We start from the raw sequence: 24,712 nt of genomic DNA on the forward strand, positions 1-24,712 counted from the left end.
TAAATCGGTATCGCAAGCGAAAAAGAATTGATTGGATGGCTATGTTGCTTTCTCCTACCATGGGTTCATAAAAAACCGCCCATCCGGCATCCGGCTGTGATGGTATTCCAAAAAAAAACTGGAGACAAGAATGAAATTGACACGCCGCACACTCCTCGCCAGCGCCATGCTGCTGGCCGCTTCCGCCACCACCTTCGCTACCTCGTCCGCGTTTGCCGCCAAGCCCCTCGTCATGGGCTTTTCGCAGGTAGGCGCCGAGAGCGAGTGGCGCACCGCCAATACCGTCTCCATCAAGGAGGCGGCCAAGAAAGATGGCGTCACTCTGAAATTTGCCGATGCGCAGCAAAAACAGGAAAACCAGGTCAAGGCCCTGCGCTCGTTCATCGCGCAAAAGGTCGACGTGATCGCCTTCTCGCCGGTCGTGGAATCGGGCTGGGATACGGTGTTGCGCGAAGCCAAGGCTGCCAAGATTCCCGTCATCCTGACCGACCGCGCTGTCAACGTGGCCGATAAATCGCTGTACGTGACCTTCATCGGTTCCGACTTCGTGGAAGAGGGCCGCCGCGCCGGTCAATGGCTGCTGGACTATGCCAAGAAAACCCCGGACGCGCAACTGAACATCGTCGAACTGCAGGGCACGGTCGGTTCCGCGCCGGCCATCGATCGCAAGGAAGGCTTCCAGGAAGTCATCGGCAAGAATCCCAAGCTGAAGATCATCCGTTCGCAAACGGGCGACTTTACGCGTGCCAAGGGCAAGGAAGTGATGGAAGCGTTCCTCAAGGCCGAAGGCAAGAAGATCAACGTGCTCTACGCGCACAATGACGACATGGCCATCGGCGCCATCCAGGCCATCGAAGAAGCGGGCATGAAACCGGGCAAGGACATCATCATTATCTCGATCGATGGCGTCAAAGGCGCGTTCGAGGCCATGATCGCCGGCAAACTGAACGTCACCGTCGAATGCAGCCCGCTGCTGGGCCCGCAACTGATGTCCATCGCCCGCGATGTGGTGGCCGGTAAACCCGTGCCAGCGCGCATCACGACGGTGGAAGGCGTGTTCCCTGCCGAGGTGGCCGCCAAGGAATTTCCGAACCGTAAGTACTAAGCTTGCCGCATGATGAACACGCAAGCGCATCACTCTGCCGCGCCAGCTCCCTTGCTGGAGTTGCGCGGCATCAGCAAATCCTTTCCCGGCGTCAAAGCCCTCAGCGACGTTGCCCTGCGCCTGTATCCGGGCGAAGTGCACACGCTGATGGGGCAGAACGGCGCGGGAAAGTCGACCCTGATCAAGGTGCTGACGGGCGTCTACACGCCCGACAGCGGCCAGATTCTGTTTGACGGCAAGCCCATCGCCCCCGCCTCCACCTCGGATGCGCAGGCGCTCGGCATCAGCACCGTGTACCAGGAAGTCAATCTGTGTCCGAACCTGTCGGTGGCGGAAAACATCTTTATCGGCCGCTACCCGCGCCGCTTCGGTGCCCGCTTTGGCCCGATCGATTGGCGTTCCATGCAGCAACAGGCGCGTGCCTTGCTGCAGCAATTGCAGATCGATATCGATGTCACGGCGCAACTGTCCAGTTTTCCGCTGGCCATCCAGCAAATGGTGGCCATTTCGCGCGCGCTGAATATTTCTGCCCGCGTGCTGATCCTCGACGAACCCACGTCCAGCCTGGACGAGGCGGAAGTCCATCTGCTGTTTTCCGTGCTGCGCCGCCTGCGCGAGCAGGGCATGGCGATCCTGTTCGTGACCCACTTTCTCGACCAGACCTACGCCATTTCCGACCGCATCACGGTCATGCGCAATGGCGAGCGCGAAGGAGAGTATGCGTGCAGCGAACTGTCGCGCCTGGCGCTGGTGAACAAGATGATCGGCGTGGCGGCCGATACGCAGGCGCAAGAACTGGATCTGGCGCAAGAAGCGGGCGCCGCCAGCTTCAGCCCGACTGTGCTGGAAGCAACAGGACTGGGCCGCAAGGGCGCCTTGCTGCCCATGGATTTCCACATCCGCCAGGGTGAATTGCTGGGCCTGGCGGGTTTGCTCGGTTCAGGCCGCACGGAACTGGCGCGCTTGCTGTTCGGCGCCGACAAGGCGGACTCGGGCACGATCACCATGCAGGGCCAGCCGCGCCAGTTCACCGTGCCGCGCGACGCGATTGCCCGCGATATCGGTTTCTGCTCGGAAGACCGCAAGCACGAGGGGGCAATTTTGTCGCTGTCCGTGCGCGAAAACATCATCCTGGCCTTGCAAGCCCGCACGGGCTTGCTGCGCGCCATCCCGTTCAAACGCCAGCAGGCGCTGGCCGACGAATATGTGAAGGCGCTGGGCATCAAGACGGCCAGCATCGAGACGCCCATCGGCAGCCTGTCGGGCGGCAATCAGCAAAAAGCCCTGCTGGCGCGCTGGCTGGTGACCTCGCCCGCCATGCTGATTCTCGACGAACCGACGCGCGGCATCGACGTGCGCGCCAAGCAGGAAATCATGAGCTATGTCAGCAAACTGTGCCGCAAGGGCATGGCGATCCTGTTCATCTCGTCCGAACTGCCCGAAGTGCTGCGCTGCAGCGACCGTATTCTGGTCATGCGCGACCGCAAGGCGTGCGGCGACTATGCGCGCGGCGAGCTCGATGACAGTTCCGTGCTGCAAGTGATTGCCGGAGAGACAGCATGAGCATGACCACACCGTCGCCCGCCGCCCCTGCGGCGCGGGCGGCTGCCACCACGGATTCTTCCATTGTGCATACCGTTTTACACCACCCCCTGAGCCGGCCCGTGGCCGCGCTGTGCTTGCTGCTGCTGGTCGATTTCTTTGCCATCCCCGGCTTTTTCCACCTGGAAATCCGCGATGGTCATTTGTACGGCAGCGTGATCGACATCGTCAACCGCGCCGCGCCCCTGATGCTGGCCGCGCTGGGCATGACCCTCGTGATTGCCACGCGCGGTATCGACATTTCCGTGGGCGCCGTCGTGGCCCTGTCGGGCACCGTGGCCGCCATGCTGATCGGCGGCACCATGGTGATGGACAACGGTGTGCCCACTTACGTCAGCAACATCCCCATGGGCTGGGCCCTGGCGGCGGCCTTGGGCGCGGCCCTGCTGTGCGGCGCCTGGAATGGCGTGCTGGTGGCCGGTCTCGGTTTGCAGCCCATCGTCGCCACCCTGATCCTGATGGTGGCGGGGCGTGGCCTGGCGCAATTGCTGACGGATGGACAGATCGTCACCGTCTACTATCAACCGTTCTTTTTCATCGGCAGCGGCTACCTGTTCGGCTTGCCGTTCTCCCTGTTCCTCGTGGCGGCCGTGTTTATCATCACGGCCTTGCTGATGCGCAAAACGGCCCTGGGCCTGTTCATCCAGGCCGTCGGCATCAACCCCGTCGCCGCGCGCCTGGCGGGCATCAGGACGGCGACATTGATCTTTTTCGTCTACGTGTTTTGCGCCGCCTGCGCGGGCTTGTCGGGCTTGATGATCAGCTCGAACATCAAGAGCGCGGACGCGAACAATGCGGGCCTGATGCTGGAACTGGACGCCATCCTGGCCGTCACCCTGGGTGGCACGTCCCTGGCCGGCGGCAAGTTCAGCCTGGTCGGCAGCATGATAGGCGCCCTCATCATCCAGACCCTGACCTACACGATCTATTCGCTCGGTGTGCCGCCCGAAGTGAACATGGTCGTCAAGTCGGTCGTCGTGTTCCTCGTCTGCCTGTCGCAATCGTCGGAATTCAAGCAATTGCTGCATCGGAGAAAAGCATGAAGGGCTTGCTGCACACCCCGTATTTCACCTCGCTCGTCACGGTCTTGCTGCTGGTGGTGATGCTGGGCCTGGGCGGCGCCGCCTACCCGGGCCTGCTGTCGACGCAAGTCATTTTTAACTTATTGATCGATAACGCCTTTTTGCTGGTGATTGCCGTCGGCATGACCTTCGTCATCGTTTCCGGTGGCATCGACCTGTCCGTCGGTTCCGTGCTGGCCCTGTCGACCATGATCGCCGCCTGGCTGCTGAACGTGGCGCACTGGCCGCCGCTCCTGGTGATCGTCACCGTGCTGGCGCTGGGCACCGTGTTTGGCGCCGGCATGGGCGCGCTGATCCATTACTTCAAATTGCAGCCCTTCATCGTCACCCTGGCCGGCATGTTTCTGGCGCGCGGACTGTGCTACTTGATCAGCATCAATTCCATCACTATCGACGATCCGCTGTTCGTCGCCATGTCGCAGACGCAACTGGGCTTTCTCGGCGGCTTCGTCTCGCCCGGCGTCGTGATCGCCGTGCTGACCTTGCTGCTGGCCATCTGGCTGGCGCACGCCACGCCGTTCGGCCGCGCCGTGTATGCGATCGGCGGCAATGAGCAGTCGGCCCTGATGATGGGCTTGCCCGTGGGCCGCACCAAGGTCTTCATTTATGCCTTCAGCGGCTTTTGTGCTTCGCTCGGCGGCGTGCTGTTTTCGTTCTACATGCTGTCCGGCTATGGCTTGCATGCGCAAGGCACGGAACTGGACGCGATTGCCGCCGTCGTCATCGGCGGCACCCTGCTCAGCGGCGGCTACGGCTATGTGGCGGGCGCCCTGTCCGGCGTGCTGGTGCTGGGCACCATCCAGACCCTGATCGCCTTCGACGGCACGCTCAGTTCGTGGTGGACCAAGATCGTCATCGGCGGCCTGCTGTTCGTCTTTTGCGTCGTGCAAAGACTGATGGCCATGGGCCAGAAAAATACCAACGGGAGTTAATCTGATGTTCAAGCAACACACACGTGCCGCCATTGGCATGGCGGCGGTGCTCGCCTGTGCGGCATGCGGCGCCCAGGCGGCCAACCCCATCGTGAAAAATATCTACACGGGCGATCCGGCCGCGCTGGTCGACAATGGCAGGGTGTATCTGTACGTGGGTCACGATGAAGCGAGCGCCACGGATACGGATTACCGGATGAACGAATGGCGCGTGTATTCCTCGTGCGACATGGCGAACTGGACCGACCACGGCTCGCCCGTGCGCTTTTCCACTTTTGCCTGGGCCGGCAAGGATGCGTGGGCGGGCGACATCGTCAAGCGCGGCAGCAAATACTATTTCTATTCGACCGTCGACCATAAAACCATCCCCGGCAAGGCCATCGGCGTGGCCGTGTCCGACAGCCCGACGGGGCCGTTCGTCGACGCGCGCGGCAGCGCCCTGATCACGAATGACATGACGAAACAGACGGCGATCCCGTGGGACGACATCGACCCGGCCGTCTTCATCGATACGGATGGCCAGGCCTACATTTATTGGGGCAACACGGTCTTGAAATACGCCAAGCTCAAGGCCAACATGACGGAGCTCGACGGTCCGATATTGACCTTAGGCATGGATGCGTTTACGGAAGCGGCCTATATGCACAAGCATGCGGGCACGTATTACCTGTCGTACTCGCGTAACTTCCCGGAAGAAACGGCATATTCGACGGGACCCACGCCCACGGGGCCGTGGCATTTCCGTGGCGCCATCATGGACAAGAATGCCGTCGTGAAAACCATCCACCAGGCCATCATCGAGTTCAACGGCAAGTCCTACATCTTCTATCACAACGACAAGTTGCCCGGCGGCGGCGAATACCGGCGCTCCGTGGCCGTGGAAGAGCTGAAATACAAGCCGGACGGCACGATCGAATTCATCCAGCAAACGGCTGGCCCGGCCGCCAACCCGAGCGCCGCCTGCAAGGCATCGTGACCGCTCGTTGACGACGCTCAAAAAGGAGACACACCGATATCAATAAGATCGATATCAGTGAGAAACTGATATCGATCATGATATGATTTATTCATGGATACCCTCAACCCCAACTGGTTCTTGCGAGCCCGCCTGAAGACGCGGCAATTGCTGCTGTTGATCGCCCTTGACGAGCAGCGCAACATCCATCGCGCGGCGGAAGAATTGCACATGACGCAGCCGGCCGCGTCCAAGCAAATCAAGGATCTGGAAGAGATGCTGGACGTGCGCCTGTTCGACAGGTTGCCGCGCGGCATGGAGCCGACCATCTACGGCGAAACGATGATACGCCACGCGCGCATGGCCCTGACGAGTCTATCCTTGGCGCATGACGACATCGTCGCCCTGAAGTCAGGCCTGACGGGCCAGGTGGAAGTGGGCGTCATCATGACGCCGGCCATGGCCTTGCTGCCGCGCGCGATTGCCCGCATCAAGCAGCAGGCGCCGCTGATGCGCATCGGCGTGCACCTGGAGCACAGCAATACCCTGATGGACATGCTGCAGCACGGTACCCTGGATTTCATGATCGGGCGCATCCTGGAAAAGGAAAGCAGCGCCGGCCTCATCTATGAAGAATTGACGGAAGAGCCGGCCAGCGCCGTGGCGCGCAATGGCCATCCGCTGCTGTCGCGCAAGAATCTGCAATTGAAGGACCTGGCGGCCCAGCCGTGGATATTGCCGCCGCAAGGCAGCATCCTGCGCCACCGTTTCGACATGATGTTCCGCCGCGCCAGCCTGGAGCCGCCCGTCGACGTGGTCGACACGACCGCCTTGCTCTTGATCACGTCATTGCTGCAGCAGACGGATTCCCTGCACGTGATGCCGACGGAAGTCGCCCATTACTATGAATCGCTGAACGTGCTGAGCATTTTGCCCATCGAGCTACCGTGCAAGATGGATGCCTTCGGCATCATCCGCCAGCAGGATCATTTGCTGTCGCCGGGGGCGGATATGTTGTTGAAAGCGGTACGGGCGACGGCCGCCGACATGTATTGACCCGAGGCGGTGGTTGTGTCGGATTACGCGTTCCGCTAATCCGACCTACGCATGGTCCGGTGACTGGTAGGTCGGATTAGCCCGCAGGGCGTAATCCGACAATTGCCCGTTACGCCTAATCCGGCACCTCAAAGAAAAACAGCTGCACCAACCGTCCATTTTCCGGCGTGTCGCCAAACACATTGCTGATCGAGTGAAAGTAGTGGCCCTTGTACACGATCAACCGGTTGTGGCGCATCGGCACTTCCAGCAGCGCTTGCCAACTGTCGCGCTGTTCCTGTAAGTCGTTGAATTTCTGTACTTTACTGTTCGGCAGCCAGCGTTTCTGGAAATCCTTGAAGCTGGCGTAGCCACCCGCCTTGACGTCCGCCTCGGGCAATCGCCGGTACCAGCCGCTGGGCTGGTGGCGCCAGAACGTGGTGCCGCCCTGGCACTGTTCGGGCGGGTTCAGATACAGCACGCCCGCATAGAAATTGAAATTGTTGCCCGTCTCGTTGTCCACGTGGATATCCGTGCGCGCCATCGCGTCCGCATAGCTGAGGCGATACGAGCCATTGTCGGGCGAAATGAAACGGATGGGGCGGCCCAGCGCCGTGGCGATGCGCTCCATGATGGCTTGACTGGGCTGGCCCGCCGTCTGGCTGCCCGGATAATTCTGTCCCGCATAGCGCTGCTGCTCGAACGGTAGCTTGAGCGCCTGGGCGCGCCAGGCGTCCGGGTCGGGCAGGAAATCGTCGAGGATGTGCAGGTCGGTTTCACGGATAAAATCGTGCAGGGTGTCCGCGACATTGAGCTGCGTCAATGTTTCTGCCTGTTCCGCTTGCGGACTGGCAAAGCCGATGCAGCACGTTTGCGCCAGCGCCGGATGCAGCGCCAGGGCTTGCGCATAGCGGGCCAAGGCCAGTTCCTGCTGTCCCGTGCGGTAATACAGCTCGGCCAGGCCTTGCAGGGTTTGCCAGCGCTGGGGGCGCAGGGCGTGGGCACGTTCCAGTTCGGCGATGGTCTCCATCAGCTGCTGTTTCCCCATCAACAATTCCGCATGGCTGATGGCGAAATCGTGCTCGTGCGGCGCCAGCCGCGCCGCCGTGGCGTAGCTGGCCAGCGCCGCCTCGCTGTCCGTACCGCGCAGCACGTTGCCGAGGTTGTAGTGGAACAGGGCATTGTCGGGCTGTTGCTTGAGCGACAGTTTCAACAGGCCCAGGCCGATGGTGCCCTGGCCCAGCTCCAGCATCGCCAGGCCCTGGAAATGCTGCGCTTCGGCCAGGGCCGGGTCTTGTTTATAGGCAGCCTGGTAAGCGTTGATCGCTTCGATCAGCCTGCCTTGCTGCTGCAGTTGCCGGCCTTTGGCCAGCTGTTGTTCCGCCAGTGTCTGTTCGCCCACGTCAGTATCCCGATGCAATGTGGCGAACAGTGTAACCGAGCTCGTTCTACAGTGCCTGGCTGACAGGAATTTCCTGCCCGTTCAGCTTGATCGCCACCTTGACGATCTGGGCCTTGACCTGGTTGCTGGCCATGTCCGCTTCCTGGGCGTAGGCGTACACGATGATGGCGAAATCCTTGTAGCCGCTGCGCGCCGCCTCGATCTTGCGCGCCGCCTCCTGGTCCACCTTCAGCAGCGCGTAGCCGTCGCCGTTGGTAAATGCCAGCTTGTAGTCGCCGTTGTCGTACATGTAGTAATACGTGCCCGCTTCGGCGAACTTGGCGGGGAAGGCGGCCTTGTCCATCGCGTACGGCGACAGCGCGCCCTGGCCGTTGATCTGATAGCGCAGGTAGCGTTTCGTCTTGGCTTCATTGACCTTGGCGTCGATCTGCGGTTTCAGCGCGTCGAGCACTTCCTGCTTGCGGAAGGCGTCGTTGCTGCCCGCATATTCGCGCGAGATGCGCTGCGCCACGGCCGCGTAGTCGGGCGGCACGCCGGACAGGGCGATGTAGCTGTACATCAGCTGGTTGCCGCTGGTGATGTCGATATAGCTGGCGTTTGGCGTGGCAGCATCCGCTTGCGGCAGGCTGGCGGCCGCCGCTTTTACCTGGGCTTTGGCAGCCATGTCGGCGACATTCGCGGCGACGGGGGCGGAGGCGGCCGGTGTGGCGGTGTCGGTCTTGCCGCAGGCGGACAGGATCACGGCGATGGCGAGCAGGGCGGGCAGGGTACGGTTCATGATATTTCCTTTAGTGAATGTGTGAGGTGACTTAGCCGATGGTTTTACGTTTGTATTCGCCGATGCCGTAAGCGGCCAGGACAATGCTGGCCGCCAGCACCAGGTAAAAGCCGATGCCGAACGACAGTCCCTGCCACACTTGGCCCAGCATTTCGCTGGCCATCTGCTCGGCCATGCGGGCCGCGCGGCTGCCCATGATGCCGCCCATGGCGTTGCCCGCGTCGCTGACGGCGCCCTTGATCTTGATGAACAGCAAGCTGCTGTGGATGACGATGAACAGCAGCGGCGCGCACTTGCCCAGCGCCGCTTTCGGGTGGTTGCTGGCCATGGTGGCGCAGCAGGCGGCAATGGCCAGCAGGAAGAAGAATTGGGCCGAGGTAAAACCGCTGCCGCCATCGCGGGCAAAACTTTCCAGGCTGTCGGCGGACAGGCCCAGCAGCTGCCAATAGGTGCGCGAGACGGAGGCGAACAAACGGATGCCGATGGTGTTGAAGATGAAGGCGCCGGCGATCAGCACGCCCAGGCTGGCCAGCACCTGGATGCCGAGCGCCGAGACGGCCCGGCCCCACAGTTGCTGGCCCTTGTCGCGCGCCAGCTTGGCGGCGCCGGCCATGTCTTCCTGGGCCAGCTGCTGGGCGGGAATGGCCGTGACGGTGGCGAGGCCGCCGGCGTCGTCGAAGCGCACGTCGACGACGGCGTTGATGGCGGGCGCCGCGTCCGAGCGCCAGTGGGTGGCCACGTCGAAGGCATGCTGGATGCCGGCCACGCTGACGGAACCTTGTCCGCTTGCTTGGTAGGCGAGGATGCGGCCCCGTTGGCCGGTGGTAATGGTTGCTGCCGGGCTGGATGTGTGCATAAGATTTCCCTGGTCACTGTCATGCTGTATTGCATGTACCCACGGATAACGGGGGCAGTTCAGGGAAATCCAAAATTATTTGCAATTATTTTTTCGGTGGCTGTAATACGTCCTTGGCGGCGCCCTGATAATCCTTCATCAAGCCCATGAAAGCGTCCTGCAAATGGCGGGCCGCATCCTGCGGCGGCGCGCCCGTGCGCCGCGCCAGGTCGAATTTGTACGCATGGGCGGGGCTGTAGCCGGCTTGCGAGGCGGCGTCCAGCAGCACGCCCGCCCGTTTCAATGACGCCGGATCGCCCTTGACCATCAGCAATTCGGCCAGGTAGGTCTGGGCAATCGGGAAATCCTTGGCGGCCGCCTTTTCCAGCCATTGCATGCCCGCCTTCGGCTGTTTGATGCCCGCATCGCCGCCGCCGATGCCGTAGCCGAGCGCCGTCAGCGCCACCAGATCGCCGCCCCGTGCGCGCTTTTCCAGCTGCTGGCGGGGAAACGGCCGTGCCGCGATCTGCATGCGGATTTCATAGTTGATGTCTTGCAGCACATTGCCTGGCCACACCTTGGCGCCCGGTGCGGCCGGCTTTTCCACCGCTGGGGCCGGCGCCGGGACCGGTGTGCGCATGCCGCCCTGTCCTTGCGCGCCGGCCAGCACGCTGGCTGGAGGCTGGCTGACGCCTTTGCCGCTGCCCATGTTCAGCACGAGGCGCGCCGACGTTTCGCCAAATGACACGCGCGGTTTTTGCACGTCGTGCGTCATGGTGGCGACCCTGGCCGCCACTTGCGAGAACACGTCGCTCATCGGCAGACCCGGGGCGTCGAGCGCGTCGAGCAGGGCGCTCGTGTACGGGCTGTTGCGCGAATCGGGCGACCAGAAATCGCGCGCCAGGGCGCCGGGACCGGCAGAATAGGCGATCACCACGCCGCGTGGCGCTTGCGTGTCGGCAAAGCCGTGGCTGGCCGCATTGCCGCCGCCAGGGACCATCACGGCGCCCCCGCGCGTATATTCCTGGCGGCAAGCGTCGAGGATCAGCACAGCGCCGCGCGCGCCCGTGCGCTGCAGGTCGCCCGCCAGGCTGGACACGGACACGCCCTGCGCGGCGATGGCGGCAGCGCTGAGCGCATTCATGTTGGCGCCCAGCGGCAACACATAATTGGTTTCGCCCGCCTGTGCGCCGTGGCCCGCGTAAAACACGAGGGCGATATCGGCACCGCGCGCCTGCGTGGAAAACTCGGCCGAGGCCTTTTGCAGCTGTTGCGCATTGATGTCCGTGCGCAACAGCACTTCAAAGCCCAGGCGGCGCAGGCGCTCGGCCATGGCGCGCGCATCGTTCACGGGATTCAATAGCGGCTGCGGATAGGCCGCGTTGCCGATCACCAGGGCGATGCGCTTGCCGGGGGGCGCAGGCGCGGCGGCGTGCGCGACGTTGCTGAGCAGTAAAAAGAACAGGCTGAAAAACAGGGGAATCAAACGATGCATCGGCGTCTCGGGGATTGTCGTGAAAGTAACAAAAGTTAGCGATTTTTACTGTGATATGAGAAAATTGCCTAAATGCATTTTACCTTACTGACAAGTTTCTCTTGTCTGGCCAGCGCACGGTGTACATCGCCGCCGGCCAGTGGCGCGTGCCGCCCAACACACGATCGGACCGGCTTTGCAATCGGAACAATTTGAACGGATTCATGACTTCTGGACGCGCCGCCAGCGGCTGACACAAGGCGAACTGGGCGAGTTTTACCAGCGCGTCATTGCCGCGCTGACGCCGTGCCGCCCGCGCGAGACGGCCTCGCTCGGCGACTCGCTGGCCGACTTGCGCCACCAGTTCTTCATCGAAAAAGTCCTGCACGGCGACAGCGACGCCGCGCCCCACCACGTCGGCGCCTTGTTCCTGTACTTCAAGCGCTTCATCATCGACCAGCTGCGCAAACAGCGCGATGACGACGACGCCGATGCGCAGGAGGGCTGCGACTTGCAGGCGCCCGACGCCTATGCCGAACCGCTGCGCGACTACCAGCTCACCCCGCAGCAAGTGCGCGACGCGGCCGACCTGTTTATCGCCACCTTGCCCCGCGATTTGATCTTGCTGCTGCGCCATTGCGGCTGCGGCGGCATGCCCGTCAAAGAACTGGCCGAGCAGATCGCTTCCGCGCATTATCACGGCGGAAAATTAGGTCTCGTGCACCGTCAGAAGGGCGATCCCGCCAGCGCGGGACGGCAGATCGTCGAGCCGGCCCACCGCGCCACCTTGCTGGGCAGCTGGGTCTTGACCCTGCTCAAGCTGCGCGTGGGCGATGCGCTGACCGCGCGCGATATGCAGGCGGCGCAAATAGTTTTGGATATTCTGTGCGTGGCCGCGTTATCCCTGCACATGGACCCCGTGTCCACCCACCCGAACCCTGATGAAAGGCCACCGGCATGACTGCATTGACGCCCTCGCTGGCCATCGTTGCCGCGCGCCTGCCATCGCCGCCGACTTCCGCCGAGCTGCTGGACGCGGACGTGGCGGGTACTCCCCCCGACTGGCGCGGCATTGCCGTGCCGGAACACTTGATGGAACGCTTTGCGCGCCGCAGCGACGCGGCGCCCTTGGCCGGGCGGCCCATCGCGGGCGGACAAATCCACCTGCTGGCGCGTTGCCCCGGCTTTGGCGCCGTGCTGCTCGACGCCTGGGACAGCACGCGGCAGCGCTGGCGCGGCTGGCTCGTCACGCCGGACGCGGCGTATGCGGATGCCTGCGGCCTCGTGGTCGAGGAGCGCGACGCGCCCGCCGACCCCCGCGCGGGCCTGGTGCTGTGCGACATGCCCGTGACTGTGGCCGTGACGGACCTGGGCGCCTGCCTGGGCGTGTTCAGCCAGGAGCGCCTGCAGGCGGCGCGCTGGCTGGAGCTGCATGGCCGTTCCAATGGGGCCACGGCGGCGCCCGGCGTGATCGCCCGCGTGGCCTTGCCTGGCGACGGCTATGCGCTGACGGGCACGCCCCTGTCGAGCGAGCTGGGCAAGGATGGCCGCGTGGCCTACCGGCAATTGCTGCGCCAGGGCTTGCAGCAGTTGCAGATCGCTTCGGCCGATGCCGCCGCGCCACAGTTGACGCCAATCAAGGCGGCCAATGCCAGCCGCTGGCTGAAGATCGTCACGGCCGTGGCCGCCAGCGTGATGGTGGTGCAATCGGCCTGGCTGTTCCTGCCGAAAGATCAGGCTGTCGTCGGCAATGCCGAGTTCCGCAGCGGCAGTGGCAGCGGCGTCGAGACGGGTGTGCGCTTCCGCGTGCTGTTCCGCGCCGAGGCGACGGAGGCGGAGATCCGCACGTGGCTGCAGCGCGAGCAGCTGGAAATCGTCGCCGGGCCGGACACCCTGGGCGCCTTCACCGTGCTGTCGCGCAACCGCCAGAAAGTCTTGCCGCCGCCAGGCCCGGGCAATCCGCTGGCCGTCATCAATCCCTGAATCCTGAAATAAGAGAAAGTTATCGAGCATGACAACGTATAAGAGTTTTGCATCCGCGCACTGGCGCAAACTGGCTATGGGCGTGGCCGCCGGCATGCTGTTGACGGGCTGCGCCATGACGCCGAACGGCCGTGGCGGCGTGATGGTCGGCCTCGATACGGCCGAGCTGTTCGGTACGCCGCTGTCCACCTTCCGCCTGCGCGACGGCACGGAAGGGACCTTGCGCAAGGACCCGCAAGGCAAGTATTCGATCAAGCTGTCGCAGGCGTTTCGCGTCGTGCCGCTGGCCAACGCGATCACGGCCCGCGTGGCGCGCGTGGAAAACGTGGGCGAGCGCACCGTGGTGATCGTGGAAACCCAGGAGCGCGGCTGCGCCTACCGCTATGAAGTGCTGGCTTTCCAGGGCACGGACGTGCTGCAGTGGACGGTGGGCAATTGCAAGGACCGCCCCCGCGTGGAACTGGCGGCGGACGCGAAATCGCTGAATATCGACTTTCCCAACTACAACCGCCTGTCGCGCATGATCTACACGGACAACCGCCTGCTCAACGCCAGCGTGGCCGTGCCGCCCGGCGTCGATACGCGCGCCCAGCCGTTTGCCGACGACGGCTTGCGCGCTACCGGCCCCGCCATCGCCACCGTGCCTGGCAGCGGCAGCGACAGCGGCCGCGTGATTCCCGCGCCGCCGGCCCCGGCATCGGCCCCGGCCGCCGCGCCGAAAGCGGGCAGCCGCGCCAGCGCCAAGCCGCGCCGCCAGGAAACTCCGGCCAGGGCGGCGGCACCCGCCATCAGCGTGCCCGCCCCGCGCGGTGCCGCGCCGGCGGCCGCGCCGATGATCTTCCAGGCTGAAGAGATCAAGCCCGTCGTCATCGATCTGAGGAAATAAGATGGCCGCGAGTCTGCGCAGTCTGCAAATCCGGCAGACCTTGATCCTGATCTTCCTGACGATCATTTATTTGTGCTGCGAGCTGGGCTTCAATGCCCGTTTGCTCGACGTGGTGGGCGGCGACGTCAAGCCGCACGACGTGGAAGGCGTGGAATTCTATGGCCGCAGCCTGTCGGGCATCGCCGCCGCGCTGGTGGTACTGCAACTGATGTGGCGCCGCCGGCTGAAGAACAATGGCAGCGGCCCCAGCTGGAAAAAGATCATCTTCTGCTGCATCGCCACGGCCGCGGTCGTATTCGGCATTCTGAAGACGACGGTCACGGTGCTGGTGGAAACGCGCGATGCGCAATTTCGCCGCCTGGCCTTCAACACCACCCTGATGCAGCGCTCGCTGGTGGGCGGCAGCCTGCAATTGCAGGGCCTGGTCGACGATGCCACCCTGTTTGCCAAGCCCGAAGGCAAGGCTTTCCTCGCCCTGTTTCCGTTCCTGGCCGTGTCGGTGGGGCACCTCGACGAGCGCATGGAGCCGGCCAAGGAACAGTTGATCAATTTTAACGTCCGCAAGATCGCCGGCGGCGCGGCCGGCTACTACGACAAGTACCAGCAGGCGATCGGCGAAGTGCATGACAAGTGGAAATTGTATTCGGGTATTATTCCCGACGACGATGCGGGCTTGCGCCAGCAGCAGGAATCGGCGTGGAACGATTACCGCCAAAGCCTGTCGCGCCACGGCTGGCAGCCGCATTCCGTGCCGGCGCGGCGCAAGGCGGCCGTGGTCAACAATGTGCGCAAGAAGGTGCCCGTCTCGGCCAACTGGCACCCGGCCGACCAGCTATCGTTCCGCCTGGCCGTCAAGCGCCGCTATGCGTCGGAAGCGGCCGGCAAGGGCTTGACTATCAAGGGCGACCGCATTCCGCCCGGCCTGTCCTTCCCCGCCTTCGTCGCGCGCCCCGGCATCCAGGCCGTGCTGCGCGACGGGCCGGACGGCGGCGACGGCAGCGAAGCGAGCAAGGGCTTGCGGCTGCCCAAGGGCGCCGTGGTGCAGGACGCGTATGCGAGCCCGGCCGAGTTCAGCCGCCTGTTCGACCAGTTCGCCGCGCGCCAGACGGCGGAAAAGCTGGTGGAATACCGCGCCAGTCGCAGCGACTTCGAAGTGCATGGCAAGTATTATGCGGAGGGCAAGGAAGCGGCGCGCGCGGCCATCGTGCCGCCCGTGGCCCTGTTCTTTTCGCTCCTGGGCGCCATCGGCCACTTTTCGAAACTGCTGTACCTGATCGCCACCGTGGGCTTGCTGGTGCTGGCGGCGCGCCGGGGCGAGCAGGCGGGCGCCGATGGCCAGCTGAGCCGCCGTTCCGCGTGGATCGCCACGGGCGTGCTGGCCGGCGCTTTCCTGGGAACCTGGGGCATTTTTACCCTGTCGGACAATAATGTCACGAAGAGCGAGCTGTTCCGTCAGATGCTGGACTGGAACCGCCAGGCCGACGGCGACAGCACGCGCTGGCAAATCGCCGGCAAGGGCTTGCTGGCCAATATCACGCACGTCGTGGCGGTGGGGCAGGGCTACAGCTACCCCGTCAATGAAGCGATCCGCATCAATATTTTGCAGGGACTCGAATATGGTTATCACCCGGAAAAGAAATAAGGCGGCCGCCCTGGCCTTGCTGCTGTGCATGGCCAGCACGGCCGTCCAGGCCGACTGCCTGGGCATGAAGGTGCATGCCCACCGCGGCGCCGGCAATGCGCCGGAAAACTCGCTGAGCGCGCTGCGCAATACGTATTTCGGCACCTGGGACGGCGTCGAGACGGATTTGCAGCTGCTCGGTGACGGCAGCTGGGTGGTGCACCACGATCTGCTGACGGGCCGGGTCGTCGACACGGGATCGCCCCGCACCGTGAAACAATTGACGGCCGACGACTGGCGCGCCGCCAGCATGAAGAACCGCGGCGTGGCCACGCCGGAAACGCCGCCGTTCGTCAGCGATGTGGCCGACCTGGCCACCGCGTTCCCGGCCAAGACCCTGAATGCGGAAATCAAGGATGTCGTGCCGTCGTGCGCGCCCATCAATACGCTGGTGGCGCAGTTGCGCGCCAACATCAAGCATGGCAACTGGTTTTTGACCTCGGGCGTGCCGAACAACCTCGCTTGCGCGCGCCGCGCCGATCCGCACGGTTACCTCGGTCTGCTCGTGTTTGATGCGCGCAATGCGCAGGCGGCCGGAGCCAACCGGGTCAGCCGCTATATCGCGAAAAATGCCCGTCCGCCCAAGCTGGACAAGCCCTGGCTGCAGCGCGTGCAGCAGCAGATCGGCATGCCGACGGGCGTGCACGTGGACGCGCGCAGCCTCGACGCCAATCCGAATTTGCTGGCCGATGCGGCCAGTCTGAACATGCCCGTCTTCGTGTACGCCGTCGACGGCGACTCGGCCCTGGCCGCGTCCCTGCTGCGCGCCCAGCAGCGCAGCCACCGCTGGCCCAGCGGCGTCATCCTTGACGGCAATCCCGAGACGTTTTGCGCGATGATGAAGTAATCGCTTTGATTGACCGGGAGACCCTGCCATGACCCTGACACAGACCGCACAGACCGACCCTGCCGCCGCCCTTGCCCGCAGCGCCATCGGCGCCATGTTCTTTTCCCTGTTTGGCGGCCTGTGGGTTGCCGCCTGGTGCGTGCAGACGTATGGCGCGCATCCCTTAAGCTTGCTGCCCATTGCCGCCATCACCGTCCTGCTGTTCATGCTGGCGTGGCGCCAGTTCAGCCGTCACCGGGCAGCGCATGCGGCGGCGGAACAGACGCCGGAAGCGAAGCGCGCGGGCCGGCTGTTCAATATCGTGAACGCGGGGCAATGGATCGCCATCTTCATCGTCGGCAATGTCCTGAAAAACTTGGGCTTGCAGGCGTGGTTCATCCCCGCCGTGATCCTGATCGTGGGCCTGCATTTCTTTCCGCTGGCCTGGCTGTTCAAGGCGCGCCGCCATGTGGCCATCGGCATGGCCTTGTGCGTGTGGGCCATCGGCTATCCGTTCACCGTGCGCCATGGCCCCATCCATCCCGTCGGCTGCCTCGGTGCCGGCCTGATCCTGTGGGTGGCGGCCCTGTCCGCCGTGCGCGCCGGTTTTGCCGTGCAGCAGAACACCTTCCAAGCCCAGAAGTAGCTGCGTCAGACGGCCCGCGCAGGGCCGTTTTTATCCCCGTTCGGTCTCCGTTTTTTCTCTTTTCCTGCCTGTTTTTTGCGCATTGCAGCATCGATAATGTTTGCATCGCGCGCGTGACTGGCCTATAAATGTAATCGATTACATTTATATGAAAAGCCCCATGCCGCCAGCCGTCCCGTCTTCCCTGCCGACCGAAACCGTCTCCATCAGCGCCGTCGCCGCACATGCGGGCGTGTCGGTGGCCACCGTCTCGCGCGTGATGAACGAGCAGGCAGGCGTGCGGGCGCCCACGCGCGACAAGGTGCTCGCGTCCGTGGCCGCGCTCGGCTACCGCATGAACCACCTGGCGCGCAGCCTGCGCACGGCCGAGAGCCGCATGCTGCTCACCATGGTGCCCGACGTGGGCAACCCCTTCTATGCGCAGATCGTGCGCGGCATCGATACGGTGGCGCGCGAGCACGGCTACTTTGTATTGCTGTGCGACACGGGTGCCGATGCGGGCCGCGAGCGCTCCTACTTCGACTTGCTGCGCATGCACCGCGCCGACGGCGCCATCTGCCTCGATCCGGACACGGTGCAGCATGCGCTGTCGCATGAATCCGTCAGCCTGCCGTGGGTGGCCTGCTGCGAATTCGACCCCGGCGTGGCCGTGCCCTATGTCGGCATCGACAACCACCGGGCAGCGTCGGATGCCGTCGCGCATCTGCTGTCGCGCGGCCATACGCGCATCGGCCTGATCAATTCTGACGAACGCTATCTGTACGCGCGGCAACGCCAGCAAGGCTATCTGGACACCCTGGCGGCGGCCGGCTTGCCCGTGCAGCCGCAGTGGGTGCACACGGTGCAAAGCCTCGACTATGAAGCGGGCACGGCCGCCACCCTGCGCATGATGGCGGGACCCGATGCGCCGACGGCCATCTTCGCCGTCTCCGATACCCTGGCCATCGGCGTGCTGAGCGCGCTGCGCCAGCTGAAAAAACGCGTGCCCGAAGACGTGGCCGTCATCGGCTTCGATGATATCGCCATCGCCGCGCAGATCGACCCGGGTTTGACCACCATCGCGCAGCCGATGCGCGAACTGGGCGAGACGGCGGCGCGCCTGCTGCTGCAGCGCTTGGCGGACCCGGCAGCCAGCGTGCCGGGCGTGTTGCTGGAACATAACTTGGTCTTGCGAGGGAGTGCATAGTGAGCGTTGCCGTCGGTTTCGAGGGGGTGTGCAAGGATTTCGGCCCCGTGCGCGTCTTGCATGGCGTCAGTTTTACCCTGGCGCCGGGACGCGTGTATGGCTTGCTGGGTGAAAATGGCGCCGGCAAGTCGACCCTGATGAAAATCCTCGCCGGCTACGAGAGCGTGAGCGAAGGCCAGCTGCTGATCGATGGCCAGCCCCGGCGCTTCGCCAGTTCGCGCGCGGCGGAGAGCGCCGGCATCGTGCTGATCCACCAGGAATTCAACCTGGCCGAGCACCTGACGGTGGCGCAAAACATGTTTTTAGGCCACGAAAAGACGCGCGGCTGGCTGCTGGACGAGGCGGCCATGCGCGAAGAAGCGTCGCGCTATCTGAAACAGGTGGGGCTGGACGTCTCGCCCGACACCAAAATACGCGACCTGATCGTCGCCGAGAAACAGCTGGTGGAAATCGCCAAGGCCCTGTCGCGCCGCGCCCGCTTTTTGATCATGGACGAGCCGACGGCCACCCTGACGTCGTCGGAAACCCAGCGCCTGTTCGCCGTGATGGCGCAGCTGAAGGCGGACGGCGTCACCATCCTCTACATTTCCCACAAGCTCGACGAAGTGGAGCGCAACACGGACGAAGTCATCGTCATGCGCGACGGGCGTTTCGTCACGCGCGAGCCGACGGCCAGCCTCACGCGTCAGCAGATGGCGAACCTGATGGTGGGGCGCGAATTGTCCGACATGTTCCCCGCGAAAGTGGCGCTGGCGCCCGATGCCCCGATCCTGCTGAAGGTCGATGGCTTGAGCGTGCCCGGCTGGGCGAAAGCGCTGTCGTTCGAGGTGCGCGCCGGTGAAGTGCTGGGCTTTGCGGGCCTGGTGGGCGCGGGGCGCACGGAATCGTTCGAGGCCTTGCTGGGCTTGCGTCCGCGCAGCGCGGGGTTGATCCATCTCAATGGCCAAGCTATGGATATCCGCACGCCCAGGCAAGCGATGCAGCACGGCATGACGTATCTGAGCGAAGACCGCAAGGGAAAAGGACTGCACGTAAACCTGGGCTTGCGGGAAAACCTCACCATGATGACGATGGAGCGCTATGCGCGGCCGTGGCTGGACTTGAAAGCGGAAAAGGCGGCGCTGGCCAGGGCGGTTGACGATTTCAATATCCGCACGGGCGACCTGGACAGTCGCGCGCGCATGCTGTCGGGCGGCAACCAGCAAAAGCTGGCGCTGGCGAAATACCTGCATTCGGACCCCCGCGTCGTCGTGCTCGATGAACCGAGCCGCGGCGTGGATGTGGGCGCCAAGCGCGATATTTACTTTCTGATCCACCGCCTGGCTGCCGAAGGGCGCGCCGTGATCGTGATTTCATCGGAATTGATCGAATTGATCGGCCTGTGCCACCGGGTCGCCGTGATGCGCGCCGGCACCCTGCAAGCCACCCTGTCTGCTGACCACCTGACCGAAGAGGAGTTGATTGCCCATGCAACCGGCACGCACTGACACCACCGTATCCCCGCTTGCCACCGCCGTTGCCCGCTTTGGCGCGCGCATCAAGGGTTTCGGCCCCGTGCTGGGCTTGTTAGCTCTGTGCATCGCGGGCACTTTGCTCAATGGCGACTTCGCCACCCTCGATAACCTGATGAACGTGCTCACGCGCACGGCGTTTATTGGCATCATCGCCGTGGGCATGACGTTCGTGATTATCTCCGGCGGCATCGATCTGTCGGTCGGCTCCATGGCGGCCTTGATCGCCGGCTGCATGATCTATTTCATGAATGCGCTGGCGCAAGGCGCGGGCGGTGACCTGGCGCCGATCACCATGCTGGTGCTGGGCATCGCCATGGCATTGATCCTCGGTGCCGGCTTCGGCCTGATGCACGGCTTGTTGATCAGCAAGGGCAATATCGAACCGTTCATCGTCACCCTGGGCACGCTTGGCATCTTCCGCGCCGTCTTGACGTATCTGGCCGACGGCGGCGCGCTGACCCTGGACGCCACGCTGTCCGAGCTGTACAGCCCCGTCTATTACACGAGCGTGCTTGGCGCGCCGATCCCGATCTGGATTTTCCTGTTCGTCGCCGCCGCCGGCGCCATCATCCTCAACCGCACGACGTTCGGCCGCCACGTGCAGGCGATTGGTTCCAACGAGCAAGTGGCGCGTTATGCGGCCATCAACGTCGACAAGGTGAAAATCGCCACCTACATGCTGCTGGGCGTCTGCGTGGGCATCGCCACGGTGCTGTATGTGCCGCGCCTGGGCTCGGCCACGCCGACGACGGGTTTGCTGTGGGAACTCGAAGCGATCGCCGCCGTCGTCGTCGGCGGCACGGCCCTGAAAGGGGGAGAAGGGCGCATCGTCGGCACCGTGATCGGCGCCATCCTGCTCTCCGTGATCAGCAATATCCTGAATTTGACCAGCATCATCAGTGTCTACCTGAATGCCGCAGTGCAAGGCGTGGTGATCATCGCCGTCGCCTTCCTGCAGCGAGGCCGCAAATAAAACAAGAGCGGCGTTCTGAAAGGGCGGCCAACGGGCGCCCACAACCTTGGAGGAGAGCAGCATGAAGAGCTTTATACGGGTAGCAGGAATGGCAGTGCTGGTGATGCAGGCGTGGGCGCTGCCGATGGGGCCGGCGCAAGCGGCTGACAAGCTGGTCGTCGGCGTGGCCATTCCCACGGCCACGCACAGTTTTACCTCGGGCATCGTCTGGTGGGCCAACCAGGCCAAGGCGGAGCTGGAAAAGGCCCATCCGGGGCTGAAAATCATCGTCAAGACGGCCACCACGGCGCCCGAACAGGCGAACCAGTTGCAGGATATGTTGACGGTGAATAAGATCAACACCCTGGTGATCTTTCCCATCGAATCGGCCTCGCTGACGCAGCCCGTGGCGCAGGTGAAAAACAAGGGCGTGTACGTGACGGTGGTGGACCGTGGCTTGACGAACACGCAGTCGCAGGATGCGTACATCGCGGGCGACAACACGGCGTTCGGCAAGCTGCCAGCCGAATACCTGGCGAAAAGTCTGAATGGCAAGGGCAATATCGTCGTGCTGCGCGGCATGCCGACCACCCTGGACAACGAGCGCTTTGACGCGTTTTCTGCCGTGATGAAGGGCCATCCCGAGATCAAGGTGCTCGACGCCAAGTATGGCAACTGGAACCGCGACGATGCCTTCAAGGTCATGCAGGATTACCTGACCCGCTTCAAGCACATCGACGCCGTCTGGGCCGCCGATGACGACATGGCCATCGGCGTGCAGAAAGCCATCGCGCAAGCCAAGCGCACGGACATCAAGCAGGTGTTCGGCGGTGCCGGCGCGAAGGGCGCCGTGAAAAAGATCATGGACGGTTCCGACCCGCTGATCGTGGCCGACGTGTCCTACTCGCCGAAGTTCATGTACGACGCCATCAAGCTGACGACGGAAGCGCGCCTGAAAGGTGATAAATTGCCGGCCAACACGATCATCCCCTCGGTGCTGATCACGCGCGAGAACGCCAAGCAGTTTTACTTTCCGAACTCGCCTTTTTAAATTCTGGGGCCAGACCCCCTCGCACGCCAGCAATGACCTTTGCGTTAGCGGCATTGAGGGTCTGACCCCGGCTTTCTCCAACAGGACATTGACATGAAAACCATCCAGGGCCCGGCCATCTTCCTGGCCCAGTTTCTCGGCGACGAGCCGCCGTTCGACTCGCTCGAGCACTTGGCGCAATGGGCGGCCGGCCTGGGCTACAAGGGCTTGCAGCTGCCGACGGCGCCGCGTTTGTTCGACCTGGAGCAGGCGGCTGTCAGCCAGCAGTACTGCGACGACGTGGTCGCCCTGCTGGCGCGCCATGGCTTGCAGGTGACGGAATTGTCGACGCACTTGCAGGGCCAGCTGATCGCCGTGCATCCGGCCTACGACGCGCTGTTCGACGGCTTTGCGCCAGAACAAGTACGCGGTGATCCTGCCGCGCGCACGGCCTGGGCCACGCAGCAACTGCTGTGGGCTGCCACCGCCTCGCAACGCCTGGGCCTCAAGGCGCACGTGACGTTTTCCGGCGCACTGGCCTGGCCGTATCTGTACCCGTGGCCGCAGCGCCCGGCCGGACTGGTGGAAACGGCATTTGCCGAGCTGGCGAAACGCTGGTTGCCCATCCTCGATGCGTTCGACGCGGCCGGCGTGGACCTTTGCTATGAATTGCATCCGGGCGAGGACTTGCACGACGGCGTGACGTTCGAGCGTTTCCTGGCCGCCGTCCACGACCACCCGCGCGCATCGATTCTGTACGACCCCAGTCACTTCGTGCTGCAGCAGCTCGATTACCTGGCGTTCATTGATATTTATCATGCGCGCATCAAGGCCTTCCACGTCAAGGACGCGGAGTTCCGGCCCAACGGGCGCCAGGGCGTGTATGGCGGCTATGGCGACTGGCAGGACCGGGCCGGACGCTTCCGCTCGCTCGGTGACGGGCAGATCGACTTCAAGGCGATTTTCTCGAAGATGGCGCAGTATGACTTCCCCGGCTGGGCCGTGCTGGAATGGGAATGCTGTCTGAAACACCCGGAAGATGGCGCGGCAGAGGGCGCACGTTTCATCCGTGACCACATCATCCACGTGGCCGAACATGCGTTCGACGATTTCGCGGGCAGCGCCGTAGACCAGGGCCAGATCAACCATTTGTTGGGATTGAAATAGGGAGACGACATGCAGCGACGCTTACGGCTGGGCATGGTAGGGGGCGGGCAGGGCGCATTCATCGGCGCCGTGCACCGCATCGCGGCGCGCATCGACGACCAGTACGAACTGGTGGCGGGCGCCCTGTCGTCCGACCCGCAGCGCGCGCGCGATAGCGGCGCGGCGCTGCACCTGGCGCCCGACCGTTGCTACAGCGATTACCGCGCCATGGCGCAGGCCGAAAGCCTGCGGCCCGACGGCATCGAGGCCGTGGCCATCGTCACGCCGAACCATTTGCACGCGCCCGTCGCCACGGCGTTCCTGGAAGCGGGCATCCACGTGATCTGCGACAAGCCGCTGGGCATCTCTCTGGCGGAAGGCCAGGCGCTGGCGGCGCTGGCCAGGCAGAAAAATCTGCTGTTTGCGCTCACGCATACCTACAGCGGCTACCCGCTCTTGCGCCATGCGAAAGCCATGGTCGAGGCGGGTGACATCGGCGAATTGCGCCTCGTGCAAGTCGAATATTCACAGGACTGGCTGGCCGACGCCATCGCGGCGGGCGGCATGAATGAAGGCAACTGGCATAACGACCCGCAGAAGGCCGGCCCGGGCGGCACCCTGCTCGACGTGGGCTTGCACGCGTATCACCTGGCGCAGTTCGTCAGCGGCTTGACGCCGCACGCCGTGCTGGCGGAACTGTCGACTTTTGTTCCGCACCGCACCCTGGACGACCACGTGCAGGTGATGCTGCGCTATGCCAACGGAGCCAAAGGTACCTTGTGGGCCAGCCAGGTGGCGACCGGTTGCGAAAACACGGTGCGATTGCGCCTGTTCGGCAGCAAGGCGCAGCTGGACTTTGACCAGGAACAGCCGAACGCGTTATGGTTCACGCCGCAGGGCGGCAACCGCCAGCTGCTGCGTCCGGGCCGGGTCGACAGCGCCGCCGCGCGCCACGCCACGCGCGTGCCGGCCGGCCATCCGGAAGGGTATCTGGAAGCGTTCGCCCAGCTGTACCTCGATGCTGCCTTGGCCATTCGCGCCCTGCAGGCGGAGACGCCGATACCGGAAGCGGCGCGCTGGCTGCCGACGGTGGCCGATGGCGTGGCGGGCCTGGCCTTTGCCGAGGCCGTGCTGCGCAGCCATGCGCAGGGCGCTACCTGGACCACCCTGGCGGACTGTTAAACTGGGCGCATGAGCGCGCTCCCCTTTACCACCACCACGTTTACCGTCACCATCGTCCCGCAAGGCTGGCAATTCCCGGCCGAGGCGGGCACCACCGTGCTGGCCGCCGCCGAGCTGGCCGGCATCCGCCTGCTCAGTTCCTGCCGCAACGGCACGTGCCGCACGTGCATTTGTCACATGCCCGAAGGAAAGATCCGCTACACGGTGGACTGGCCCGGCATCAGCCCCGATGAACGGCTCGACGGCTACATCCTGCCCTGCGTGGCCGTGGCCGAAAGCGATATCACCATCCAGGCGCGCGCCGTGCGCAAGTAAAGCGTTGTTGTGAGTATCTGTTAGATTTTAACAATGTTTCTCATGCTATAACATTCAGTCCAGGTTTCCAGCACACCTCCATTGGGGAGGAAATGAAACCTCAACATGGACATTGCATGCGCACATTATTCCCTTCGTTGCGGCAGGCCGCCGCATTGGCGTTGG

General features: G+C 63.8%; 23 protein-coding genes. 19 read left to right on the forward strand and 4 right to left on the reverse strand.

Going from position 1 to position 24,712, the window contains the following annotated elements; all coding sequences use genetic code 11:
* Window positions 1-130 precede the first annotated feature (130 nt).
* The 6 genes from D9M09_RS27700 (at window position 131) to D9M09_RS27725 (ending at window position 6,732) form a co-directional block, all read left to right on the forward strand.
* Window positions 131-1,105, forward strand: a complete 975-nt coding sequence (locus D9M09_RS27700; protein WP_121670845.1) for an ABC transporter substrate-binding protein — start codon at window positions 131-133, stop codon at window positions 1,103-1,105.
* A gap of 9 nt (window positions 1,106-1,114) precedes the next feature.
* Window positions 1,115-2,668, forward strand: coding sequence for a sugar ABC transporter ATP-binding protein (locus D9M09_RS27705; protein WP_240453499.1), 1,554 nt, complete (start codon window positions 1,115-1,117; stop codon window positions 2,666-2,668).
* On the forward strand, window positions 2,665-3,750 hold the full coding sequence (locus D9M09_RS27710) for an ABC transporter permease (protein ID WP_205602313.1): 1,086 nt from the start codon (window positions 2,665-2,667) through the stop codon (window positions 3,748-3,750). Before D9M09_RS27705 ends, D9M09_RS27710 begins: the two co-directional genes overlap by 4 nt.
* Window positions 3,747-4,721 carry a galactofuranose ABC transporter, permease protein YjfF gene (yjfF, locus tag D9M09_RS27715; protein WP_070289435.1) on the forward strand — a complete coding sequence of 325 codons (975 nt, stop codon included), beginning with the start codon at window positions 3,747-3,749 and terminating at the stop codon, window positions 4,719-4,721. The genes D9M09_RS27710 and yjfF overlap by 4 nt, the downstream gene beginning before the upstream one ends.
* Window positions 4,722-4,725: 4 nt before the next feature.
* Complete coding sequence (locus D9M09_RS27720) at window positions 4,726-5,697, forward strand: glycoside hydrolase family 43 protein (RefSeq protein WP_070289436.1); 972 nt, start codon at window positions 4,726-4,728, stop codon at window positions 5,695-5,697.
* 93 nt (window positions 5,698-5,790) lie between these two features.
* Window positions 5,791-6,732 carry a LysR family transcriptional regulator gene (locus D9M09_RS27725; protein ID WP_070219038.1) on the forward strand — a complete coding sequence of 314 codons (942 nt, stop codon included), beginning with the start codon at window positions 5,791-5,793 and terminating at the stop codon, window positions 6,730-6,732.
* Window positions 6,733-6,847: 115 nt separating this feature from the next.
* Here D9M09_RS27725 and D9M09_RS27730 read toward each other — a convergent pair whose 3' ends face one another.
* The 4 genes from D9M09_RS27730 to D9M09_RS27745 form a co-directional block, all read right to left on the reverse strand.
* Window positions 6,848-8,113 (reverse strand): DUF6445 family protein, encoded by a 1,266-nt coding sequence (locus D9M09_RS27730; protein ID WP_121670847.1) that lies wholly within the window; start codon window positions 8,111-8,113, stop codon window positions 6,848-6,850.
* Window positions 8,114-8,159: 46 nt separating this feature from the next.
* On the reverse strand, window positions 8,160-8,891 hold the full coding sequence (locus D9M09_RS27735; RefSeq protein ID WP_121670848.1) for a hypothetical protein: 732 nt from the start codon (window positions 8,889-8,891) through the stop codon (window positions 8,160-8,162).
* 31 nt (window positions 8,892-8,922) lie between these two features.
* Window positions 8,923-9,747 (reverse strand): hypothetical protein, encoded by an 825-nt coding sequence (locus D9M09_RS27740; protein ID WP_121670849.1) that lies wholly within the window; start codon window positions 9,745-9,747, stop codon window positions 8,923-8,925.
* 85 nt (window positions 9,748-9,832) lie between these two features.
* The gene (locus tag D9M09_RS27745; protein WP_121670850.1) at window positions 9,833-11,221 is read right to left on the reverse strand and encodes a caspase family protein; all 1,389 of its coding nucleotides are present in this window, start codon (window positions 11,219-11,221) and stop codon (window positions 9,833-9,835) included.
* Between the two features lie 175 nt (window positions 11,222-11,396).
* Between D9M09_RS27745 and D9M09_RS27750 the strand changes: the two genes are divergently transcribed.
* The 13 genes from D9M09_RS27750 (at window position 11,397) to D9M09_RS27810 (ending at window position 24,547) form a co-directional block, all read left to right on the forward strand.
* The gene (locus D9M09_RS27750; protein WP_141750051.1) at window positions 11,397-12,161 is read left to right on the forward strand and encodes a hypothetical protein; all 765 of its coding nucleotides are present in this window, start codon (window positions 11,397-11,399) and stop codon (window positions 12,159-12,161) included.
* Window positions 12,158-13,183: a hypothetical protein gene (locus D9M09_RS27755; protein WP_121670851.1), complete on the forward strand. Its 1,026-nt coding sequence runs from the start codon at window positions 12,158-12,160 to the stop codon at window positions 13,181-13,183. The genes D9M09_RS27750 and D9M09_RS27755 overlap by 4 nt, the downstream gene beginning before the upstream one ends.
* Window positions 13,184-13,211: 28 nt before the next feature.
* Window positions 13,212-14,069 carry a hypothetical protein gene (locus D9M09_RS27760; RefSeq protein ID WP_162995804.1) on the forward strand — a complete coding sequence of 286 codons (858 nt, stop codon included), beginning with the start codon at window positions 13,212-13,214 and terminating at the stop codon, window positions 14,067-14,069.
* 1 nt (window position 14,070) lies between these two features.
* Complete coding sequence (locus D9M09_RS27765) at window positions 14,071-15,711, forward strand: hypothetical protein (RefSeq protein WP_240453500.1); 1,641 nt, start codon at window positions 14,071-14,073, stop codon at window positions 15,709-15,711.
* Complete coding sequence (locus D9M09_RS27770; protein WP_070219046.1) at window positions 15,686-16,597, forward strand: glycerophosphodiester phosphodiesterase; 912 nt, start codon at window positions 15,686-15,688, stop codon at window positions 16,595-16,597. The genes D9M09_RS27765 and D9M09_RS27770 overlap by 26 nt, the downstream gene beginning before the upstream one ends.
* A gap of 28 nt (window positions 16,598-16,625) precedes the next feature.
* The gene (locus D9M09_RS27775; protein WP_121670853.1) at window positions 16,626-17,222 is read left to right on the forward strand and encodes a hypothetical protein; all 597 of its coding nucleotides are present in this window, start codon (window positions 16,626-16,628) and stop codon (window positions 17,220-17,222) included.
* A 148-nt stretch (window positions 17,223-17,370) separates the two neighbouring features.
* The gene (locus D9M09_RS27780) at window positions 17,371-18,408 is read left to right on the forward strand and encodes a LacI family DNA-binding transcriptional regulator (RefSeq protein ID WP_121670854.1); all 1,038 of its coding nucleotides are present in this window, start codon (window positions 17,371-17,373) and stop codon (window positions 18,406-18,408) included.
* Window positions 18,408-19,895, forward strand: a complete 1,488-nt coding sequence (locus D9M09_RS27785) for a sugar ABC transporter ATP-binding protein (RefSeq protein ID WP_121670855.1) — start codon at window positions 18,408-18,410, stop codon at window positions 19,893-19,895. Before D9M09_RS27780 ends, D9M09_RS27785 begins: the two co-directional genes overlap by 1 nt.
* On the forward strand, window positions 19,876-20,895 hold the full coding sequence (locus D9M09_RS27790; RefSeq protein WP_121670856.1) for an ABC transporter permease: 1,020 nt from the start codon (window positions 19,876-19,878) through the stop codon (window positions 20,893-20,895). The genes D9M09_RS27785 and D9M09_RS27790 overlap by 20 nt, the downstream gene beginning before the upstream one ends.
* A gap of 61 nt (window positions 20,896-20,956) precedes the next feature.
* Complete coding sequence (locus tag D9M09_RS27795) at window positions 20,957-21,925, forward strand: substrate-binding domain-containing protein (RefSeq protein WP_121670857.1); 969 nt, start codon at window positions 20,957-20,959, stop codon at window positions 21,923-21,925.
* A gap of 93 nt (window positions 21,926-22,018) precedes the next feature.
* Window positions 22,019-23,071 carry a sugar phosphate isomerase/epimerase family protein gene (locus D9M09_RS27800; RefSeq protein WP_121670858.1) on the forward strand — a complete coding sequence of 351 codons (1,053 nt, stop codon included), beginning with the start codon at window positions 22,019-22,021 and terminating at the stop codon, window positions 23,069-23,071.
* A gap of 9 nt (window positions 23,072-23,080) precedes the next feature.
* Window positions 23,081-24,232, forward strand: a complete 1,152-nt coding sequence (locus D9M09_RS27805) for a Gfo/Idh/MocA family protein (RefSeq protein WP_240453501.1) — start codon at window positions 23,081-23,083, stop codon at window positions 24,230-24,232.
* 9 nt (window positions 24,233-24,241) lie between these two features.
* A complete protein-coding gene (locus D9M09_RS27810) occupies window positions 24,242-24,547 on the forward strand; it encodes a 2Fe-2S iron-sulfur cluster-binding protein (RefSeq protein WP_121670860.1) in 306 nt (101 codons plus the stop codon).
* Window positions 24,548-24,712 lie beyond the last annotated feature (165 nt).

Source organism: Janthinobacterium agaricidamnosum (assembly GCF_003667705.1).
Classification (GTDB): domain Bacteria; phylum Pseudomonadota; class Gammaproteobacteria; order Burkholderiales; family Burkholderiaceae_D; genus Janthinobacterium.

Excerpts from the sequence above, each read along its gene's own strand:
- D9M09_RS27700 (WP_121670845.1), top strand. The coding sequence starts at position 131 with ATGAAATTGACACGCCGCACACTCCTCGCCAGCGCCATGCTGCTGGCC.
- D9M09_RS27705 (WP_240453499.1), top strand. The coding sequence starts at position 1,115 with ATGATGAACACGCAAGCGCATCACTCTGCCGCGCCAGCTCCCTTGCTG.
- D9M09_RS27710 (WP_205602313.1), top strand. The coding sequence starts at position 2,665 with ATGAGCATGACCACACCGTCGCCCGCCGCCCCTGCGGCGCGGGCGGCT.
- yjfF (WP_070289435.1), top strand. The coding sequence starts at position 3,747 with ATGAAGGGCTTGCTGCACACCCCGTATTTCACCTCGCTCGTCACGGTC.
- D9M09_RS27720 (WP_070289436.1), top strand. The coding sequence starts at position 4,726 with ATGTTCAAGCAACACACACGTGCCGCCATTGGCATGGCGGCGGTGCTC.
- D9M09_RS27725 (WP_070219038.1), top strand. The coding sequence starts at position 5,791 with ATGGATACCCTCAACCCCAACTGGTTCTTGCGAGCCCGCCTGAAGACG.
- D9M09_RS27735 (WP_121670848.1), bottom strand. The coding sequence starts at position 8,891 with ATGAACCGTACCCTGCCCGCCCTGCTCGCCATCGCCGTGATCCTGTCC.
- D9M09_RS27740 (WP_121670849.1), bottom strand. The coding sequence starts at position 9,747 with ATGCACACATCCAGCCCGGCAGCAACCATTACCACCGGCCAACGGGGC.
- D9M09_RS27745 (WP_121670850.1), bottom strand. The coding sequence starts at position 11,221 with ATGCATCGTTTGATTCCCCTGTTTTTCAGCCTGTTCTTTTTACTGCTC.
- D9M09_RS27755 (WP_121670851.1), top strand. The coding sequence starts at position 12,158 with ATGACTGCATTGACGCCCTCGCTGGCCATCGTTGCCGCGCGCCTGCCA.
- D9M09_RS27760 (WP_162995804.1), top strand. The coding sequence starts at position 13,212 with ATGACAACGTATAAGAGTTTTGCATCCGCGCACTGGCGCAAACTGGCT.
- D9M09_RS27765 (WP_240453500.1), top strand. The coding sequence starts at position 14,071 with ATGGCCGCGAGTCTGCGCAGTCTGCAAATCCGGCAGACCTTGATCCTG.
- D9M09_RS27770 (WP_070219046.1), top strand. The coding sequence starts at position 15,686 with ATGGTTATCACCCGGAAAAGAAATAAGGCGGCCGCCCTGGCCTTGCTG.
- D9M09_RS27775 (WP_121670853.1), top strand. The coding sequence starts at position 16,626 with ATGACCCTGACACAGACCGCACAGACCGACCCTGCCGCCGCCCTTGCC.
- D9M09_RS27780 (WP_121670854.1), top strand. The coding sequence starts at position 17,371 with ATGAAAAGCCCCATGCCGCCAGCCGTCCCGTCTTCCCTGCCGACCGAA.
- D9M09_RS27790 (WP_121670856.1), top strand. The coding sequence starts at position 19,876 with ATGCAACCGGCACGCACTGACACCACCGTATCCCCGCTTGCCACCGCC.
- D9M09_RS27795 (WP_121670857.1), top strand. The coding sequence starts at position 20,957 with ATGAAGAGCTTTATACGGGTAGCAGGAATGGCAGTGCTGGTGATGCAG.
- D9M09_RS27800 (WP_121670858.1), top strand. The coding sequence starts at position 22,019 with ATGAAAACCATCCAGGGCCCGGCCATCTTCCTGGCCCAGTTTCTCGGC.
- D9M09_RS27805 (WP_240453501.1), top strand. The coding sequence starts at position 23,081 with ATGCAGCGACGCTTACGGCTGGGCATGGTAGGGGGCGGGCAGGGCGCA.
- D9M09_RS27810 (WP_121670860.1), top strand. The coding sequence starts at position 24,242 with ATGAGCGCGCTCCCCTTTACCACCACCACGTTTACCGTCACCATCGTC.